Here is a 16,540-nt window from a genome sequence, read left to right as displayed (position 1 = left end):
TACTCCCTTACTCCCTTACTCCCTTACTCCCTTACTCCCTTACTCCCTTACTCCCTTACTCCCCTTGATCGCTGCCATCAGAAAAATTCAATTGTGCGGCTGCATTTGAGGCGTATTTTCCCGCGCATGACTCAGTTCTCTCCCAAGTCGAACTTCCTTAAGTCTGCCTTCTTCCGTTCGGATTTTTCAATGTCATCCTCACTAAAATCCGCTCAACATCAGACGGCGATCCGTTATGCGCTGGGCGGTTTTCTCGCCATGGCCTCCGCAATGGGGATCGGGCGTTTCATCTATACGCCGATCCTGCCGGGCATGATGGCCGATCTTGGCTTCAATGCCGCCGATGCGGGCTTCATCGCTTCCGCCAACTATATCGGCTATCTGCTCGGCGCTGTTGCCGCAGGCTATGGCTGGTCGGCAGGCATAGAGCGCGCCAGCGTGATCACCGGCCTGATCATCAGCGCCGCACTTTGCGCCGCCATGGCACTCTTCGACGGCGTCTGGATGTTTGCCGCGATCCGCTTTGCCGCCGGTTTCGCCAGCGCCGTGACCATGATCCTCTGCACGGCCATCGTGCTCAGCCATGTGACCGCCGCCGAGCGCAGCGGGCTTGGCGCGTTGCATTTCGGCGGCGTGGGCAGCGGTATCGCCATATCGGCGGTGCTGGTGGCGGCCATCCGTTTTTCCGGCCTCGGTTGGCGTGCGGACTGGATCGGCGCGGCTTTGCTCACGCTGGTCATGCTGGCGGCAGTGGTCTTTCTGGTGCGCGAGGGACCGCGCGGCAACGGCGGCAACGCGCGTGAACCGGCTTTGCCGAAAAGCTTTGCCTTCAACGCGCTGGCGCTCGCCTATGGCATTTTCGGCTTCGGTTATGTCATCACCGCCACCTTTCTGATCGCCATCGTGCGCGCCAATGATGGCGGGCCGCTGATGGAAGCAGCCGTGTGGATCGTCACCGGCCTGACCGCCGCGCCGTCGATCTGGCTGTGGTCTCCGGCGGCGAAGAAGTTCGGCCTGTTCAATGCCTTCGCGCTGACGGCGCTACTGGAAGCCATCGGTGTCGCCGCAAGCGTCGTCATCGCCCCGCCTGTCGGTCCGCTGGTCGGCGGTGCGCTTCTCGGCATGACCTTCATGGCGCTGACTGCTTTCGGTCTCCAGATCGCGCGGGTTCTGGCTCCCGCCTCGCCGAAGCGGGCACTGGCGCGCATGACCGTATCGTTCAGCATCGGGCAGATTGTCGGGCCACTGGTCGCCGGTTACATGGCGCAGCGTTCTGGCTCCTTCACCTCGGCCAGCCTTGCCGCCGCCTTCTCGCTGGTGGCAGTCGCCGTCATCGGCGTGCTGGCCGGTCAAAAGGCCAAGTAGCACTGCAAAATTGGGAATCTAAAAAAAGGTTTCTGTCAAAATCTTACAAACATTTAACTGGCAAAGGCGCTGCAAGAAGCATTCTATGGGGCGATAACCCCATAGAATCGGGACCGCTTTCGTGTTCGTATCTTTTTTCCCCCGCCCAAAACTGTTTTTTCCATCTGTCTTTCTTTGGAGTCTGCTGGCCGTGTTCGGCTGGTATATGGGGGGCGAAAATCTCGGGCGTCTTTTCGGCCTGCCGCCCGCCGCGCCGGACGCCGCGCCGATCATCGGCGCAAGCCTTTTCTGGTCGGCGCCGTTTCTCTGGTTCTACATTTATTTCGCCGTGGCGACCTTTGCGTTTTACGCTTTCTGGGCGCTGTTTTCACCGCATCCATGGCAGCGCTGGTCGATCCTCGGTTCGGCACTGATCCTGTTCACGACCTATTTTTCGGTGCAGGTGAGTGTTGCGGTGAACGCCTGGTACGGACCATTCTACGACATGGTGCAGAAGGCGCTGTCGACGCCGGGTTCGGTGACAGCCGCCGATTTTTACTGGGGGATGGTCGAATTCGCTGGCATCGCCTTCATCGCGGTCACGGTGAGCGTGCTCAGCCTGTTCTTCGTCAGCCATTATATCTTCCGATGGCGCACGGCGATGAACAATTACTATATGAGCCACTGGCCGCGATTGCGTCATATCGAAGGCGCCGCGCAGCGCGTGCAGGAAGACACGATGCGGTTCTCCTCCACGCTGGAACAGCTGGGCGTCAGCCTTGTGAAATCCGTGATGACGCTGATCGCCTTTCTGCCGGTCCTGTTCACCTTTTCGGAAAAGGTCAATGAACTGCCGATCATCGGCGCTATTCCGCATGCGCTTGTCTGGGCGGCCATTTTGTGGGCCGCCTTCGGCACCGGTTTTCTGGCGCTCGTCGGCATCAAGTTGCCGGGGCTGGAGTTCAACAATCAGCGCGTGGAAGCAGCCTATCGTAAGGAGCTGGTCTATGGTGAGGATCACGAAGACCGCGCCGCGCCGGTGACGATGCAGGAACTGTTCCGCAATGTCCGGCATAATTATTTCCGGCTTTATTTCCACTACGTCTATTTCAACGTCGCCCGCATCTTCTACATTCAGGCGGATAATATTTTCCCGACCCTGATCCTCATTCCGTCCATTGTGGCAGGCAAACTGACCCTGGGCCTGATGAACCAGATCTTGAACGTCTTCGATCAGGTGCGCGGCTCGTTCCAGTATCTGGTCAATTCCTGGACAACGATCATCGAGCTTCTGTCGATCTACAAGCGCCTTCGCGCCTTCGAGGCGACCATCCATGGCGAGCAACTGCCGACGCTGGATCGTCAAAATCTGGAAACGCCGCAGAGCGTTTAGGGAAGTCCGCCAACACCTCATGCTAAAGAGCGCCAACACCCTCATGCTGAGGAGGCGCGTCAGCGCCGTCTCGAAGCACGAGGGTTTGGAAAAACGCCGGTTACGACCGGTTCTGAATGGTCGAGCCGGTGTTCTTGTCGAGGTTGTTCAGATAATCGCCATAGGTGGTGCATTTGACGTCGGCCTTGGTGCAGACCTCGGAAACAAGTCGCTCCATGGCGCGCCAGTATGCGCCGTCATTCATCAGCACGAAATGGAAGCCAAGCTGCAAGGGAATGCGCTCGCCGTCATATTGCTTGTCGAAGGCGGCGCGAAACGCCTTATAGGCGCGCTCTTCGAACGCTGCCGACTGGTCAGGTGTTTCCTTAGCCTTGGAATGGCGGACATAGAGATTGTAATCCATGCCGACGATCGGTCGCTTTGACGGGCCTTCCGGGATCAGCGGCAGACCGAAAGATGCGAATTGACCGGCGATCTGCGGCAGTTCCGGCCCGCGTGTGACGGATGATGCCTGATAGCGGAAGCCATTGGCCTTGAGTGCGTCCTGCACCGGCTTCGAAGCGGCGAGATAGGGCGCGCGAAAGCCGTTGATGCCGTTGAGAGCGAGGTTGCGCCAGCCTTCCGGTTCGCCGTCGATGCCGTTATTTTTGTAGGCGTCGGCCACGATGCGGCGAAACGCGCCGATTTCCTTGTTCCAGTCGGCGGTGGACCAGCTCGTGCCGTCGAAATGGCCGCAGCCGTGGCTGGCGATCTCGTTGCCCTCCAGATGCGCCTGCCAGATATTGCCAAGCCGGGTCACGACTTCATCGCGGGTCTGGGCAAAGCCGACATTGGACGCGCCCGCCTTTTTGTGCGGCGGCTGATAGCTGGCGCGGTCCTTGCGGGTCATCAGAAAGACGCAGGACAGGAAATAGGTGAAACGAGCGTTGTTTTTCTTCGCAAGCTCGCGCGAGCGCGTCCAAAGCGCATTGTCATGCGCGCCGTCGAAGGAAATCAGCACATATTGCGTTTTGCTGGCCGTTGTTTCCGGTGATGTGGCCCCGGCAGGCGCACAAAAAGCCGCCGAGAGGGAAAGAGCGAGGAGAGTTTTGGGGAAGAAAACGCGCATTGCCATCAAATACCGGGAAAATCCAAGGCCGGGAAGGGGCCAGTGACCCGGCTATCCCTTGAATATGGCGAAGGTCGGACCGAAATTCACTTTTACGCAGGGCTCGCTATGCTTATTTCGCGGACGGGTCTTACATATGGCGACAATTCCGACTAAAAGCGCCAGAACAGCTATTTCGTAAATCAGATTCAAGAACAATGGCAGGTCCATGGCAGACGACAGTTTCATTCGCGAGGTAAACGAGGAACTCCGTTCGGAACGGGCGAAGCAGGTCTGGAAGAATTTCGGCCCGATCGTGATCGGTGCTGCCGTTGCAATCGTTCTGGGCACTGCCGGCTGGGTCGGCTACCAGCACTGGACCGACAGCAAGGCCTCTGCTTCCGGCGACAAGTTCCTTGCGGCGCTTGACCTTGCATCGGCAGGCAAGAACGATGAAGCACTTGCTGCGCTCGACGATCTGGAAAAGACCGGCTATGGGTCTTATCCGGTTTTGGCGCGCCTGCGTGCGGCCTCCGTCCTTGCCAGCAAGGGCGATGCGGCTGGCGCCGTGAAGGCGTTTGACGATATCGCTGCCGACAATGCCGTGCCGGGTACGCTGCGCGATGTGGCGCGTTTGCGGGCGGGTTATCTGCTGGTCGATAGCGGTTCTTATGACGATGTCGCCAAGCGGGTTGAAACCCTGTCTGCCGATGGCAATTCGATGCGCTCCAGCGCGCGCGAAGCCCTTGGCCTCGCAGCCTGGAAGGCCGAACGTTTCGACGATGCGGTCAAATTGTTCAAGCAGATCGCCGATGACGGTATGGCGCAGGCCAATATCCGCCAGCGCGCCAATACGATGCTGGACCTGATGCGCAGCGCAGGCGTTGCGGCACAAAGTTAAACAAAGGCTACCTTCGGGGCTGGTCTTGAACCGGCCCTGTTTCTTTCTGGAGTAATTTTCGTTCATGGGTTTCACTCTCGCAATCGTCGGGCGTCCCAATGTCGGCAAGTCCACGCTGTTCAATCGTCTCGTCGGCCGCAAGCTGGCGCTGGTGGACGACCTGCCGGGCGTCACGCGCGACAGGCGCATCCATGACGCCAAGCTCTACGACCTCAAGTTTCAGGTGATCGACACGGCTGGTCTCGAAGAGGCCGCCAATGACTCGCTGGAAGCGCGTATGCGCGCCCAGACGGAAGCCGCCATCAGCGAAGCCGATGCGGTGCTGTTCGTGGTCGATGCCAAGAACGGCCTGACGCCTGCCGACAACACCTTTGCTGAACTGGTGCGCCGGTCCGGCAAGCCCGTGGTGCTGGTGGCCAACAAGGCCGAAGCGCGCGGCGCGCAGTCGGGCCTTTATGACGCCTTCCAGCTTGGTCTCGGCGAACCGTGCCCGATCTCCGCTGAACATGGTCAGGGCATGCCCGACCTGCGCGACGCCATTGTCGAACTTCTGGGCGAAGAACGCGTCTTCGCCGACGAAAAAGAAGCGGAAGGCGCTGACGAAGTCTTCACGCCAAAGGCGGTCGGCGAGCTGATCGGCGACGACATTGAAGATCCGGATGAGGAAGTCATCCCGGCCTATGACGCGACCAAGCCGCTGCGCATTGCCATTGTGGGACGCCCGAATGCGGGCAAGTCCACGATGATCAACACCATGCTCGGTGAAGACCGCCTGCTGACTGGCCCGGAAGCGGGTATCACCCGTGACTCGATCTCGGTCGATTGGGAATGGCACGGTCGCAAGATCAAGCTGTTCGACACTGCCGGTCTGCGTCGCAAGTCGCGCGTGCAGGAAAAGCTGGAAAAGCTTTCGGTTGCCGATGGCCTGCGCGCCATCCGCTTTGCCGAGGTGGTGATCATCGTGCTTGATGCGACGATCCCCTTTGAAAAGCAGGATTTGCAGATCGCCGATCTCATCATCCGTGAAGGTCGTGCGCCGGTCATCGCCTTCAACAAGTGGGACCTGATCGAAGACCGTCAGATGGTTCTGGCCGATCTTTACGAAAAGACCGCCCGTCTTCTGCCGCAGGTGCGCGGGCTGCGCGCCGTGCCGATTTCCGGCGAACGCGGCCAGGGTCTCGACAAGCTCATGGAAAATGTCGTGAAGACCCATGAGATATGGAATCGCCGTATTTCCACCGGCCGCCTCAATCGCTGGCTGGAAAGCGTGATTGCCCATCAGCCGCCGCCGGCTGTTTCCGGTCGCCGCCTGAAAGTGAAATATATGACGCAGGTGAAGACCCGCCCGCCGGGCTTCGTCGTCTCCTGCTCGCGTCCCGACGCGATGCCGCAATCTTATGTGCGTTATCTGGTCAACGGCCTGCGCGAAACCTTCGATATGCCGGGCGTGCCGATCCGCCTTGCGCTGCGCACCTCGGACAATCCGTTCGCGGGCCGCGCCAAGAAGAAGCGATAAGCATCATGTAAAAAAAGCCCGGAGTGATCCGGGCTTTTTCTTTTGGCATTACTGTGCAGACGGCATCATGCCTTTGGCAGCACAAATTCCACACGCCGGTTCTGGGCGCGTCCATCGGGGTTGTCCTTACCCTTGATGTCGTTGGGAGCGACAGGTTCGCTTTCGCCACGCCCTTCCGGCTTCAGGCGCGCCGACGGCACGCCATTGCCGACTAAAAATTCGACAACCGCTCTGGCCCGCGCTTTCGAAAGCTTGAGGTTATAGCTATCGGAGCCCTTGGAATCCGTATAGCCGACAACCTGCACGGTGGAATCCGGTGTGCTGTCCAATATCTTGACGACACCACCCAGTGTGGACTTGGCCTTAGCCGTCAGCTTGGCGCTGTCGAAACCGAACAGGATATCGCTCGAGACAGACAGGACGACGCTGTTGTCTGTCTCGCGCATCGTGATGTTGCCGCTCTTCTCGACAATCTGTTGCGCTGCGGCCGAAAGGCCGCGTGCGTTGTCATCCGTACCGCCGGAAGCCGAAACCAGATCGCGGATTTCCGGCACAAGATCACGGATATAGGCGTTCTTATCCGTATTCAGCCCTGCATCCTGCGCTGTTCCGACCGACGGCAGGCACAGCGCAGCAAGGCCGATCAGACCGAGACGGGTCAATCGATGGATTGTAGCCATTGGCTGTTCCCCCTATTCGGCGGGAACGGCGAATGGTCCGAGCGGCTCGACCCCCTTGATATAGAGCGTCACCTTCTGATCTTTCGGTGGTGCCGGAAAAACGCCGTGCCAGACGCCGACCACAGGCCCCTTGCCGAACAGTGAAACGGAGGTTGGCGTGAGCGGCTTGCCCTCGGAGTCCTTCAACAGCAGATACTTCTTGTCGCCGGCGAGAAGGTAATAATCATTCTCGTACTCCTTGTCTGACATGGAGCTGTAAAGCGTCGAGGAAACGTTGTCGCCTTCCGTGGCGTTCTTGAAACGAACCTTGACGGTTAGCTTGTCGCCGTCGCGGATGGCGCCGCTGACCTCGGCGGTAACCTGACCGCTGCTGTGATAGCCGGTGGCGAGCGGCTGGCCCGCTGATTCTTCAGCCAGCGCTCCAAAGGGCAGGGCGCTTGCAGACAGCAAGACGGTGGCGAGAAGTGTACGTGAGAGAAACGCCATGAGTATCGCTTTCATTTGTTGGACAGCCTGGAGCATTATGCAGTCGGAAGAAATCACCCGGCGTCGCATTCATGCGGTGAGAACAAATAAGGGAGCAGTTCTGGCGGTATTATGAGAGCAGGTTTGATCGGATTATGCTCTAAAAGGTGAACCACTCCGGATGCGGGGCTGAAACCTAACAGTCTGAAAACAAAAAATTCTATAAATTTTCAAAAAAACCTACAATCTTTTACTTCAAACTTCTTTTCCGTTCGTTACATGATGGGTTGGGCCGGTGTTTCAGGTATTTTTTTTCGCGCCGATCTTATCCGTTGGCATCAAAACGCACATTAACGGGTTGAGCTTGGTCGTCGCGGCTGCTAATCCGCCCGCTCCCCGATTTTCTCCCAAAAGGTGCCACGATGACGAAGGCTATTGAGAGCCCATTTGATGGCGTGACATTAGGCATCGATTTCGGCACCACCAACACGGTTCTGTCGGTTGCAAGCCCCGATGGCACCGCGGCTGTGCTGAGCGTCGTCAAGGATGGCGCCGACGTGACCGGCTATCGCTCGATCCTCTGTTTCTGGCAAGATCGCGAAACCGGCGAGCGCACGGTGGAAAGCGGCCCATGGGCGATGGATGCTTTTGTCAATGCGCCGCATTCAACGCGCATGTTGCAATCCTTCAAGACCTTTGCGGCGTCAAAATCCTTCACCGATACGCCGGTCTTCGGCAAACGGTTCAAGTTCGAGGATATTCTGACGACATTCCTCGAAACGGTTGCCGCGCGCCTCGGCGACAGGTTGCCGCCAAAGGGCAATCGCGTGGTGGTCGGGCGTCCGGTTATTTTTGCAGGCGGCTCGCCGGACGAGCAGCTGGCCATGCAGCGCTACGAAAAGGCGTTTCGCGCCTTCGGCTTCACCGACATTCACTATGTCTATGAACCGGTGGCCGCGGCTTATTTTTATGCGCAGGAATTGAAGGCGGATTCGACTGTTCTGGTGGCCGACTTTGGCGGCGGCACGAGCGATTTTTCCATCGTGCGCTTCGAAGTAGGTAAGGGCGGTCTTTCCTTCACGCCGATGAGCCAGACCGGTCTTGGCATTGCGGGCGACACATTCGACTACCGCATCATCGACAATGCGGTTTCGCCATTGCTCGGCAAGGGCACGGAATACAAGTCCTTCGGCAAGCGCCTGACCATGCCGAACCATTATTACGCAAATTTCGCGCGCTGGAACACGCTGTTCCTGATGAACTCGCCCGCGACGATCCGCGACCTGACCGAGCTTGCCAAGCAGGCGGTCGAGCCGGAAGCGCTGGAGCATTTCATCAATCTGATCGAGAATGATTACGGCTACGAAATCTATCGCGCCGTTTCGAACCTGAAGGTTCGCCTCTCATCCGAGCGCATCGCGGAACTGCATTTCAAGGCGGACGATTTTGAAATTCGCTCGGATATCACCCGCAACGATTTCGAAAACTGGATCGCCGAGGATGTGCGCCAGATCGAACAGTCGGTGGATGAAGCCGTGGAAAAGGCCGGACTGCAATCCGGCAATATCGACCGCGTTTTCCTGACGGGCGGCACGTCCTTTGTGCCGGCCATCCGCACCGCATTCGAAAGCCGCTTTCCCGATGCGGCCGTGACCAGCTCCAACCAGTTCGATTCGATTGCCACGGGTTTGGCGCTGATCGGACAGGACGCCGATATCGACCGCTGGTCGGTGAAGTGATTGCCAAAGGCGCTCTGTTCTGACAAGCGCTTTAGGATGCAGTTGCCGTATCGGCAAAACAGCTGGCGATCTTTCCATTCGCGCCAAGCTTTTTGGCCCATTTGACCAGATCCGGCACTTCACTCCTGTCGGCCATGCCGCCCCAGACGTCTTTAAGCTGCGGTGTCTTGCCTGAAAGGTCGAAGAAGAAATAGCCGGGGTCGGCGACCGGAACATCGGCATAAACGACTGCCCATTCACCGCTTTGCATGAAACTGTCGATTTTGACCGCAGTTGGCTTCACCTTCTTGCGAAGGCTTTTGGCAATCAGGGCCGAGTAATCGGACCGCTGTTGCTTGGTCAGGCTCGTGGTAACCCCGTCGCAGGGCGATTTGGCGAAGGCGCTCCCCGGCGATGCCAGAAACGCCATTGCAATGAAACCATTGATGCAGGCCGTCTTGAAGATTGCGTTCATCATTCCCCTCCGAACGATTGCTGTCGAGTGCGCTTGATAGAGCTTACTTAAATCCCGGAAAGCCATCCAGTCGCCACTGACGATCCGGCTTGCGGACCGATGCGGAAAACATGCGGATCTTACCTTTTATTTGGTCCTTGAGAACAAGGCCGACCGATGGAAAGCGGCTGTCATTCGCGTTGTCCCGATTGTCCCCCATAATATAGTATTCATTATCCGCGAGTGTCTTTGCGTCGATATTATCACCGAAACTATTATTGACCATGTCCAGCAGTATATAGCTTTTGCCTTTCGGTGTTGTTTCCCGCACGAAACGACATTGATAATAAGTGCTGGATTCTGTCTCTTCGGGGCACCCCCCATCGAGAGTCGATGAAATTGGTGTCATCTTAAGCGGTTCACCATTGATAATTGGTATCCCGTCCTCGATCTCGATTGTTTCTCCAGGCAAGCCTATGATCCGCCCGAGGAATACCGTATCCACAAGCTGGCCGGGGCCGCCCAACAAGCTTTTCGATATATAGTGGACCTTGTAGGCAACGAGATCGCCCCGTTCCATGGTTTCGGTCGACGCATAGCTGGTGGTGGCGACCACATCCCCCGGACCAAAAGTGGGCATCATGGATGAGCTGGTCACTCTGAGGTTCATGACTTCCGCTGAAGCAGCATAACATCCAACTATGCTGATAAGGCCAGCCGCAAACATTTGGAAAAAGTCCATTCTGCCTCTGTTTGAATATCACGTGCCAATGACGTTCGCTGGTTCCTGTCGGTAATCTTATGCAGGCATTTTTTGCCAAAGGGCTTTTATCCCTGCCATACCGTTTTGACCATTGCCACTCAAAAACGCAATGAAAACAATCGTTGGGCGGACAGTGTTAATTCAAAATTAATCAATATTTTCAAAGGGTAAACAAGACATCGTTAACGATCCATCAAGGTTAATACTCCATTATCGGCTTCGTTAAGCACATCCCGAAAAGCGTGAAACGGCTTCGGAACCTGTGCGCGAGAACTGAAGTCTGTGTGAGTGGAGTGTGCGGTGCGTCTTGTGTCGATACGAGCGCTGTTTGGCCGACGGAAGGCCGTTGCCGAGCCGGTATGGCATTATCCTGTCACGGGCTATTGCCCGGAGGATGGTCGCTATTATGCCGTGCGCGCGAAACCGCGTCACATCGCCCGCAGGCCGCAGCGTCTGATCCCGCTGGTCCTCACAGCCTTCGCCTATCTCTTCAATTCCAATGCGATTGCCTTTCAGGATATGGCGAGCCTCGTGCCGTCTGCTGATCTCGGCACGCATCGCTGGACGGCTTTTGTCGCCAAGGCTCCCGTTGGTTCGGTGCATCAGGCGGAAATGCCCTTTGTCGATGCAACGACCGTCACCGGCAGCATCGCCACCAACGGCATCGAAGTGCCGGGCATCGGTCGTGTAGCGCTTTCGGGCGGCAAGAAGACCGCGAAGCTCGGCCCGGATGATCCCAACCCGGACGAAAACCGCATCAACCGCGCCGACAAGACGGGCCGTCTGGTCTCGGTGCAGCCAAAGGCGCCCGCCAAGGCGTTCACCGCGGGCAGCATGTTCGACAAGATCAGCATGATCACCCGCCCGCCGGAAAAGACCGACACCAAGATGGCCTTTTCCAGCAAGCTTGAAGGCAAGGAAATCGACATCACCATGGCCTTCCATGCCGTGAAGCCGCCAAAGCCGCGCGCAGAAATGCCGGTGCAACTGGCCAAGCTGATCAACAATGACCAGCCGGATGTGCTGGCCCTGGGTTATGCACCGTCTGCGCCTGATTATGGAAAAACATCACCCTTTGAGAGTATCCTGAAACCAGACCCGAGCGAGGGGCGTTTCGTCCCGCCCATCGGACAGGAAGATCACGACTGGGCGGCAACTCCGTTGCCGCCTTCGGCATTTAGCAAGGGCGAACAGAAGTGCCTCGCCGAAGCCGTTTATTACGAGGCGCGTGGCGAAACGGTCAAAGGGCAGGTGGCTGTGGCGCAGGTCGTGCTCAACCGCGTGCGCAACCCGGCCTATCCGGGCACCATTTGCGGGGTGGTCTATCAGAACCGCGATTGGCTGAATGCCTGCCAGTTCTCCTTTGCCTGCGACGGGCAGAAACATCGTGTTACCGAGATGCCGCAATGGCGCATGGCGCAGCAGGTGGCGAAGACGGTGTCGTCCGGTCAGATATGGCTGCCGGAAGTGGGCTCGGCCACGCATTATCATGCAACCTATGTGAAGCCCTTCTGGGCACCCACCATGAAGAAGCTGACCAAGATCGGCCTTCATGTGTTCTACCGCACCTATGGCGGCGGGTGGAGCTGACAAGCATTTCCAGCAAAAATTGCGAAGCGACTTTGCGTTCGGAAAAGCGTAGGGAAGAAGGCATTTCCAGCAAAAGTGTGAAGCCCGCGGCGGCAAGCCCGCTGGACTGCCCACTGATACAGCTTTGATCTATCCGGTATCCACCCGCAAAGGCCCGCTTTAGCAGAGCTTGCTGCGGCTTCGATTTCATAAAATATGCGCGAATAAATGTCTGGCGTGTCGATCCGGCCCGCCTGCGCGTAGCTATTCTTATTATCTAAATTAGATGTAAAATAATATATAGATAAAGTTACTTCATATTTAACTTTATTAGTGTATATATGAATATTTTGTAATATAGACATGATATTTTAAAATAAATATAAGATAGGAATCATCGGAGTTTGTTCATCTTTTTTGATGTGTGAGGGGTAATGAAAGTTTTAAATAAGAATTTGGCGTATTTGCTTATTGGTACATCTTCTTTATTAGGCGTTGCACATATTGCGATGGCGCAGCAGCTGGAGCTTGATCCTAACCCTGCACCCATTTTGGTTGAGGGGGCTGGCTGGGTTAGGTCTGTTGCCCAAGGCGTTTCTGCTGACGGCAGTGTGATTTTTGGGTACGTTGCAGATACGACTGGCGGCGCTACTACTGCTTCAGTCTGGGATAGCAAAACTGGAAAACTGACTGTCCTCCAAAATTTGGCTTTGGACGCAGGTCGTCCGTTTTCTGCGAATGGTGCGTCTGCTGACGGGAAGGTTATTTTTGGCGGCACGGTCGACGCCCAAGGTGTGCAGCGCCCTCTGGTGTGGTTGAATGAAACGTCGACGCCAACTGGTCTTGACGCTCTCGATGCCAATAGTACGGCGGTCGCCCATGCAATTTCGGCCGACGGAACGACGATTGTCGGATCCTCGAACAGTAATGGTGCTTTGAACAACGGTCATGCCGTTCTTTGGTCGCGTGTTAACGGTGCCTATTCGATCCTTGATCTTGGAACATTGGGTGGCGCTACTTCCGCCGCGGCTGCCGTTTCCCACGATGGATCGGTGATTGTCGGTTCGGCAGATTTGGATGCGACACATAACCATGCTGCGGCATGGTACGACATAGATTCGCATGCGGTGGATCTTGGGACTTTGGGTGGTAACTCCAGCGCACGCGGCTTGTCTGCCGATGGAACCGTAATTGTTGGACAGTCGAACCTGGCTGGTGGAGATTTGCGCGCCGTGGCGTGGTACGGCAAAAACGCGAATCCGGTGAATCTGGGCGTTTTGAATGGCGGATCGAGCTCTTTTGCCCGTACTGTGTCCGCTGATGGCAGTGTCATCATCGGGGGGGGCAACGTATTCATCAACAGCTGATACCCATGCCGTAGCGTGGTATAATCAAGAGACAACACCGACCGATCTGGGCACTTTAGGGGGCAAGGCTTCTGACGCAACTGCCGTTTCAGCGAATGGGGGGTTATCGTTGGCCATGCGACGAATGAGAGCGATGCAATCCACGCCGTGGTTTGGATTGGCGGTGCGACATCGCCGACAGACCTTGGGACTTTGGGGGGCAAGGCTTCCTATACGAGCGGCGTCTCTGCTGATGGGACTGTGATCGTCGGTTACTCTTATGGCGCCGATACTGTTCCACATACCGCGCTCTGGAAACTCGTGACGGTAACGCCGCCCGATCCTAAGCCGAACCCCACTCCGACCCCTGATCCGGACCCGAACGCGAATGGGAAGCCGACACCAGCACCGGAACCAACGCCCACGCCTGTCGGCATCGATGTCACCAATACGGTGCAGACGGTTGCCGCACTTGCCAATGACACCTTCTCGGTCGTCGGCTCGCAAGGCGCCATTGTTGGCCGGCTGATGGGCGGCAGCAGCAGCGGTCAGGGCTTCAACGACTTCTCCGGCGCCGGTCTCGGCATGGCGCGGGGTGGCGAAAGCTGGTACGGCATCTATTCCGACGTTGGCCGCGCAGGCGACAGCAAGGATGTGCTCGGCTGGATGACGCTCGGTCACGCCTTCACCGATAATTTCTCGGCAGGCGCAACCATTGCCCATACGTTCTGGCAGGACATGCCGGACAATTTCGACCGCACCAACAATAATCTCGGCGGCGGTATCTATGCGCAGTGGAAAGACCGGACCCAGAGCGGAACCTGGTATATGCGTGGTTCGGCTGCGATCAATCGCTATGATGTCGAGCGGACGCGTCAGGTGCTGGGCTATACCGAACCGGGCAGCGGTGACAGCACCGTCAATGGTTGGGGCGTACAGCTGGAAGCAGGGCAGTCGTTTGATCTCGGCAACAAGGCATCGTTCGGTTATTACGGCGGCTTGGACTATACCGACCTGAAAATGGACGGCTATACCGAATCCGGCGCTCATTTCCCATTCACCTATTCGGATGTGAAGTCACAGCGCACCACGGCCTATCTCGGTCTCAATTACGGCATGGCGCTGACCGACAAGGTCAACTGGTCCGTCAATGCCGAGATCGAGCAGGATTTGTCGCACAAGGACCCGAGCGTAATCGCCAGCGCCGACTATATCGGCTCGTTCAAGTTCGATTCCGATGCGGCGCATACACGCGGCAGCCTGTCGACCACGGTTTCCTATGCGTTCAGCGATGCCGTCAGCATCGGCGTGACGCCTTATGTAAACCGCACGGTCAACAAGGATACGGCCTTCGGCGCGATCATCGGCCTTTCTGGCAAGTTTTAAGCTTTGCCGGGCAAGGAACGGTTCTGCTTGGCATGAAGCGTTAGAGCCGACGGCAGATCGGCTTCGACGTGCCGTTTAGCGAAACTGTCATTATGAAAACAAACAGGCGGGAGAGGGCAACCTCTTCCGCCTGTTGCGTTGCGCCCGTTCTTGACCCAGCTTTCCCTGTCTGTGTTTCACTGCTCGACAGCAAGCACTTGGCGCAGTGCGCTCTCACGCGAATCCAGGGCAAGTTTGATCGTTGATCGCGGCGGAAACCGGATGGCTGAAGCAGGGCCCGCGTTTCATTGGCGCTGGAGCCGCTCCGGCTGCGATACGCTGGGGATAGTGGCAACGAAAAAGTGAAGGATTCGCGCCACATTCTTGGACTTTGGGCGGAAAATGAGTCGCACCATTAGCTATCCAATTGTTTTTTATGAATAAAAAACCTTCTGGAGCAGTGGCTTCACCGCCTTGACTAGCGGGCGGGGTGTCAATATGTTGCGCGCAACTTGGAAATGGGGTTTTGAACCTGCCTTTCTTGAAAAAAGGAGCTGCCAATGGCACGGGGAATTGAGCCCGAAAAGCCATCCGGTGCTGTCAAGGATGGGCAAGGGCAACCTGCTTCCGGGGAGCTGGATCAGCGTTTGAACCGTCTTGAGGCCGAATTGGTCAAGAAGGGCATGTTCAAGAAGCCAGCTTCCGAGGAGGAGCGGTCGGAGACGGCAAGTTCGGTCGCGCAGGCCATGAAGCTTTCCAGCGAGTTTATCGCTGGGATCGTGGTGGGTGCGGTGCTTGGCTGGTTCATCGATCGTGTCGCCGGCACGTCGCCTTGGGGATTGATCGTATTTCTCCTACTGGGCTTCGCAGCGGGTGTCCTCAATGTGCTTCGTTCCGTAGGTTATGTCGCCGATCAAGGCGGCATTAAGACTAACGCGGAAAAGAGTGACAGGAAATAAGACTTGGCGGACTTTACGGTAAAGTTCGTTCAAGTGTAAGTGATAAGCGGGCCGGATGCATGTCGGGCCCCGAGACTGAAACGCCTTCGGGTAGACCAAGTCGCCTCAGGGCAGACTAAATCGCCTTCGGGCAGGCCAAATCGCCTTCGGGCAGGGAAGACAGACGAGGTTAAGGTGGCGAACGATCCGATCCATCAGTTCCAGATTTCTCGGTGGATTCCCATCGATGTAGGCGGCGTTGACCTGTCGTTCACGAATGTTTCGGCTTTCATGGTCGCAACCGTCGTGGTCGCTTCGGGCTTCCTTTATCTGACATCGTCGGGCCGCGGTCTTATCCCGACCCGTCTGCAGTCGGTTTCGGAAATGGCCTACGAATTTGTGGCGACAAGCCTGCGGGATTCGGCTGGTTCGAAGGGTATGAAGTTCTTCCCCTTCGTCTTCTCGCTGTTCATGTTCGTGCTGGTCGCGAATTTCATCGGTCTCTTCCCGTATTTCTACACTGTCACCAGCCAGATCATCGTGACGTTCGCTCTCGCGTGCCTGGTCATCGGTACGGTCATCGTCTACGGTTTCTTCAAGCACGGTTTCGGCTTCCTCAAGCTGTTCGTGCCGAGCGGTGTTCCCGGCATCATCGTGCCGCTGGTTGTCGCCATTGAAATCATCTCGTTCCTGTCGCGTCCGATCAGCCTCTCGGTTCGTCTTTTTGCGAACATGCTTGCAGGCCACATCACGCTCAAGGTTTTTGCCGGCTTTGTTGTTTCGCTGGCCGCTCTTGGGCCCATCGGCGTCGGTGGCGCGGTGCTGCCGCTCATCATGACGGTTGCGATCACCGCACTCGAATTCCTCGTAGCCTTCCTCCAGGCCTACGTGTTTACCGTTCTCACCTGCATGTACATCAACGACGCAGTACATCCGGGACACTGAGTTCAAACCGGCGGGCGACCGCCAGAACTGAAATCCGCGCTTATATTTCAATCCAG

General features: G+C 57.0%; 15 protein-coding genes. 10 read left to right on the top strand and 5 right to left on the bottom strand.

Annotation, left to right across the window (positions count from 1 at the left end; translation table 11 throughout):
• Positions 1 to 189 precede the first annotated feature (189 nt).
• Positions 190 to 1,365, top strand: a complete 1,176-nt coding sequence (locus tag QLQ11_RS06380) for a YbfB/YjiJ family MFS transporter (RefSeq protein ID WP_109368411.1) — start codon at positions 190 to 192, stop codon at positions 1,363 to 1,365.
• Positions 1,366 to 1,486: 121 nt separating this feature from the next.
• Positions 1,487 to 2,737: a peptide antibiotic transporter SbmA gene (gene sbmA, locus QLQ11_RS06375; RefSeq protein ID WP_109368412.1), complete on the top strand. Its 1,251-nt coding sequence runs from the start codon at positions 1,487 to 1,489 to the stop codon at positions 2,735 to 2,737.
• Between the two features lie 100 nt (positions 2,738 to 2,837).
• Here sbmA and QLQ11_RS06370 read toward each other — a convergent pair whose 3' ends face one another.
• Entirely contained in the window at positions 2,838 to 3,845 is a 1,008-nt protein-coding gene (locus tag QLQ11_RS06370) for a polysaccharide deacetylase (protein WP_371835947.1), read from the bottom strand.
• Between the two features lie 208 nt (positions 3,846 to 4,053).
• Between QLQ11_RS06370 and QLQ11_RS06365 the strand changes: the two genes are divergently transcribed.
• Both QLQ11_RS06365 and der read left to right on the top strand, forming a co-directional pair.
• Entirely contained in the window at positions 4,054 to 4,725 is a 672-nt protein-coding gene (locus QLQ11_RS06365; protein WP_109368413.1) for a tetratricopeptide repeat protein, read from the top strand.
• 64 nt (positions 4,726 to 4,789) lie between these two features.
• On the top strand, positions 4,790 to 6,241 hold the full coding sequence (gene der, locus QLQ11_RS06360; protein WP_109368414.1) for a ribosome biogenesis GTPase Der: 1,452 nt from the start codon (positions 4,790 to 4,792) through the stop codon (positions 6,239 to 6,241).
• A 65-nt stretch (positions 6,242 to 6,306) separates the two neighbouring features.
• Here the strand turns inward: der and QLQ11_RS06355 are convergent, their stop codons facing one another.
• Positions 6,307 to 6,921: an OmpA family protein gene (locus tag QLQ11_RS06355; protein WP_109368415.1), complete on the bottom strand. Its 615-nt coding sequence runs from the start codon at positions 6,919 to 6,921 to the stop codon at positions 6,307 to 6,309.
• A gap of 12 nt (positions 6,922 to 6,933) precedes the next feature.
• Complete coding sequence (locus tag QLQ11_RS06350) at positions 6,934 to 7,422, bottom strand: hypothetical protein (RefSeq protein WP_121537466.1); 489 nt, start codon at positions 7,420 to 7,422, stop codon at positions 6,934 to 6,936.
• 386 nt (positions 7,423 to 7,808) lie between these two features.
• On the opposite strand from QLQ11_RS06350, the gene QLQ11_RS06345 reads away from it, so the two are divergent.
• On the top strand, positions 7,809 to 9,125 hold the full coding sequence (locus QLQ11_RS06345) for an Hsp70 family protein (protein WP_109368416.1): 1,317 nt from the start codon (positions 7,809 to 7,811) through the stop codon (positions 9,123 to 9,125).
• Between the two features lie 31 nt (positions 9,126 to 9,156).
• Here QLQ11_RS06345 and QLQ11_RS06340 read toward each other — a convergent pair whose 3' ends face one another.
• Together QLQ11_RS06340 and lepB are read right to left on the bottom strand one after the other, a co-directional pair.
• Positions 9,157 to 9,582: a hypothetical protein gene (locus QLQ11_RS06340; protein ID WP_235858907.1), complete on the bottom strand. Its 426-nt coding sequence runs from the start codon at positions 9,580 to 9,582 to the stop codon at positions 9,157 to 9,159.
• A 40-nt stretch (positions 9,583 to 9,622) separates the two neighbouring features.
• Positions 9,623 to 10,300 carry a signal peptidase I gene (gene lepB, locus QLQ11_RS06335; protein WP_121537328.1) on the bottom strand — a complete coding sequence of 226 codons (678 nt, stop codon included), beginning with the start codon at positions 10,298 to 10,300 and terminating at the stop codon, positions 9,623 to 9,625.
• Positions 10,301 to 10,621: 321 nt separating this feature from the next.
• Here lepB and QLQ11_RS06330 point away from each other — a divergent pair, with 321 nt between their 5' ends.
• The 5 genes from QLQ11_RS06330 (at position 10,622) to QLQ11_RS06310 (ending at position 16,484) form a co-directional block, all read left to right on the top strand.
• Positions 10,622 to 11,911 carry a cell wall hydrolase gene (locus QLQ11_RS06330; protein WP_109368418.1) on the top strand — a complete coding sequence of 430 codons (1,290 nt, stop codon included), beginning with the start codon at positions 10,622 to 10,624 and terminating at the stop codon, positions 11,909 to 11,911.
• 413 nt (positions 11,912 to 12,324) lie between these two features.
• A complete protein-coding gene (locus QLQ11_RS06325; RefSeq protein ID WP_371835845.1) occupies positions 12,325 to 13,257 on the top strand; it encodes a hypothetical protein in 933 nt (310 codons plus the stop codon).
• Positions 13,258 to 13,404: 147 nt separating this feature from the next.
• Positions 13,405 to 14,622, top strand: coding sequence for an autotransporter outer membrane beta-barrel domain-containing protein (locus QLQ11_RS06320; RefSeq protein ID WP_124915182.1), 1,218 nt, complete (start codon positions 13,405 to 13,407; stop codon positions 14,620 to 14,622).
• 539 nt (positions 14,623 to 15,161) lie between these two features.
• On the top strand, positions 15,162 to 15,560 hold the full coding sequence (locus tag QLQ11_RS06315) for an AtpZ/AtpI family protein (RefSeq protein ID WP_109368421.1): 399 nt from the start codon (positions 15,162 to 15,164) through the stop codon (positions 15,558 to 15,560).
• Between the two features lie 174 nt (positions 15,561 to 15,734).
• A complete protein-coding gene (locus QLQ11_RS06310; RefSeq protein ID WP_109368422.1) occupies positions 15,735 to 16,484 on the top strand; it encodes a F0F1 ATP synthase subunit A in 750 nt (249 codons plus the stop codon).
• Positions 16,485 to 16,540: the final 56 nt, after the last annotated feature.

This window comes from Ochrobactrum sp. SSR, assembly GCF_030067775.1.
In the GTDB taxonomy this organism is placed as follows: Bacteria; Pseudomonadota; Alphaproteobacteria; order Rhizobiales; family Rhizobiaceae; genus Brucella; species Brucella teleogrylli.
Note: the sequence above shows the minus strand (reverse complement) of the source record. Positions and strands in the feature narration are given on the sequence as shown.

Coding starts and splice junctions, on each gene's coding strand:
- QLQ11_RS06370 (WP_371835947.1), bottom strand. CDS start 3,845: ATGCGCGTTTTCTTCCCCAAAACTCTCCTCGCTCTTTCCCTCTCGGCG.
- QLQ11_RS06325 (WP_371835845.1), top strand. CDS start 12,325: ATGAAAGTTTTAAATAAGAATTTGGCGTATTTGCTTATTGGTACATCT.
- lepB (WP_121537328.1), bottom strand. CDS start 10,300: ATGGACTTTTTCCAAATGTTTGCGGCTGGCCTTATCAGCATAGTTGGA.
- QLQ11_RS06355 (WP_109368415.1), bottom strand. CDS start 6,921: ATGGCTACAATCCATCGATTGACCCGTCTCGGTCTGATCGGCCTTGCT.
- QLQ11_RS06315 (WP_109368421.1), top strand. CDS start 15,162: ATGGCACGGGGAATTGAGCCCGAAAAGCCATCCGGTGCTGTCAAGGAT.
- der (WP_109368414.1), top strand. CDS start 4,790: ATGGGTTTCACTCTCGCAATCGTCGGGCGTCCCAATGTCGGCAAGTCC.
- QLQ11_RS06345 (WP_109368416.1), top strand. CDS start 7,809: ATGACGAAGGCTATTGAGAGCCCATTTGATGGCGTGACATTAGGCATC.
- QLQ11_RS06365 (WP_109368413.1), top strand. CDS start 4,054: ATGGCAGACGACAGTTTCATTCGCGAGGTAAACGAGGAACTCCGTTCG.
- QLQ11_RS06340 (WP_235858907.1), bottom strand. CDS start 9,582: ATGATGAACGCAATCTTCAAGACGGCCTGCATCAATGGTTTCATTGCA.
- QLQ11_RS06380 (WP_109368411.1), top strand. CDS start 190: ATGTCATCCTCACTAAAATCCGCTCAACATCAGACGGCGATCCGTTAT.
- QLQ11_RS06350 (WP_121537466.1), bottom strand. CDS start 7,422: ATGAAAGCGATACTCATGGCGTTTCTCTCACGTACACTTCTCGCCACC.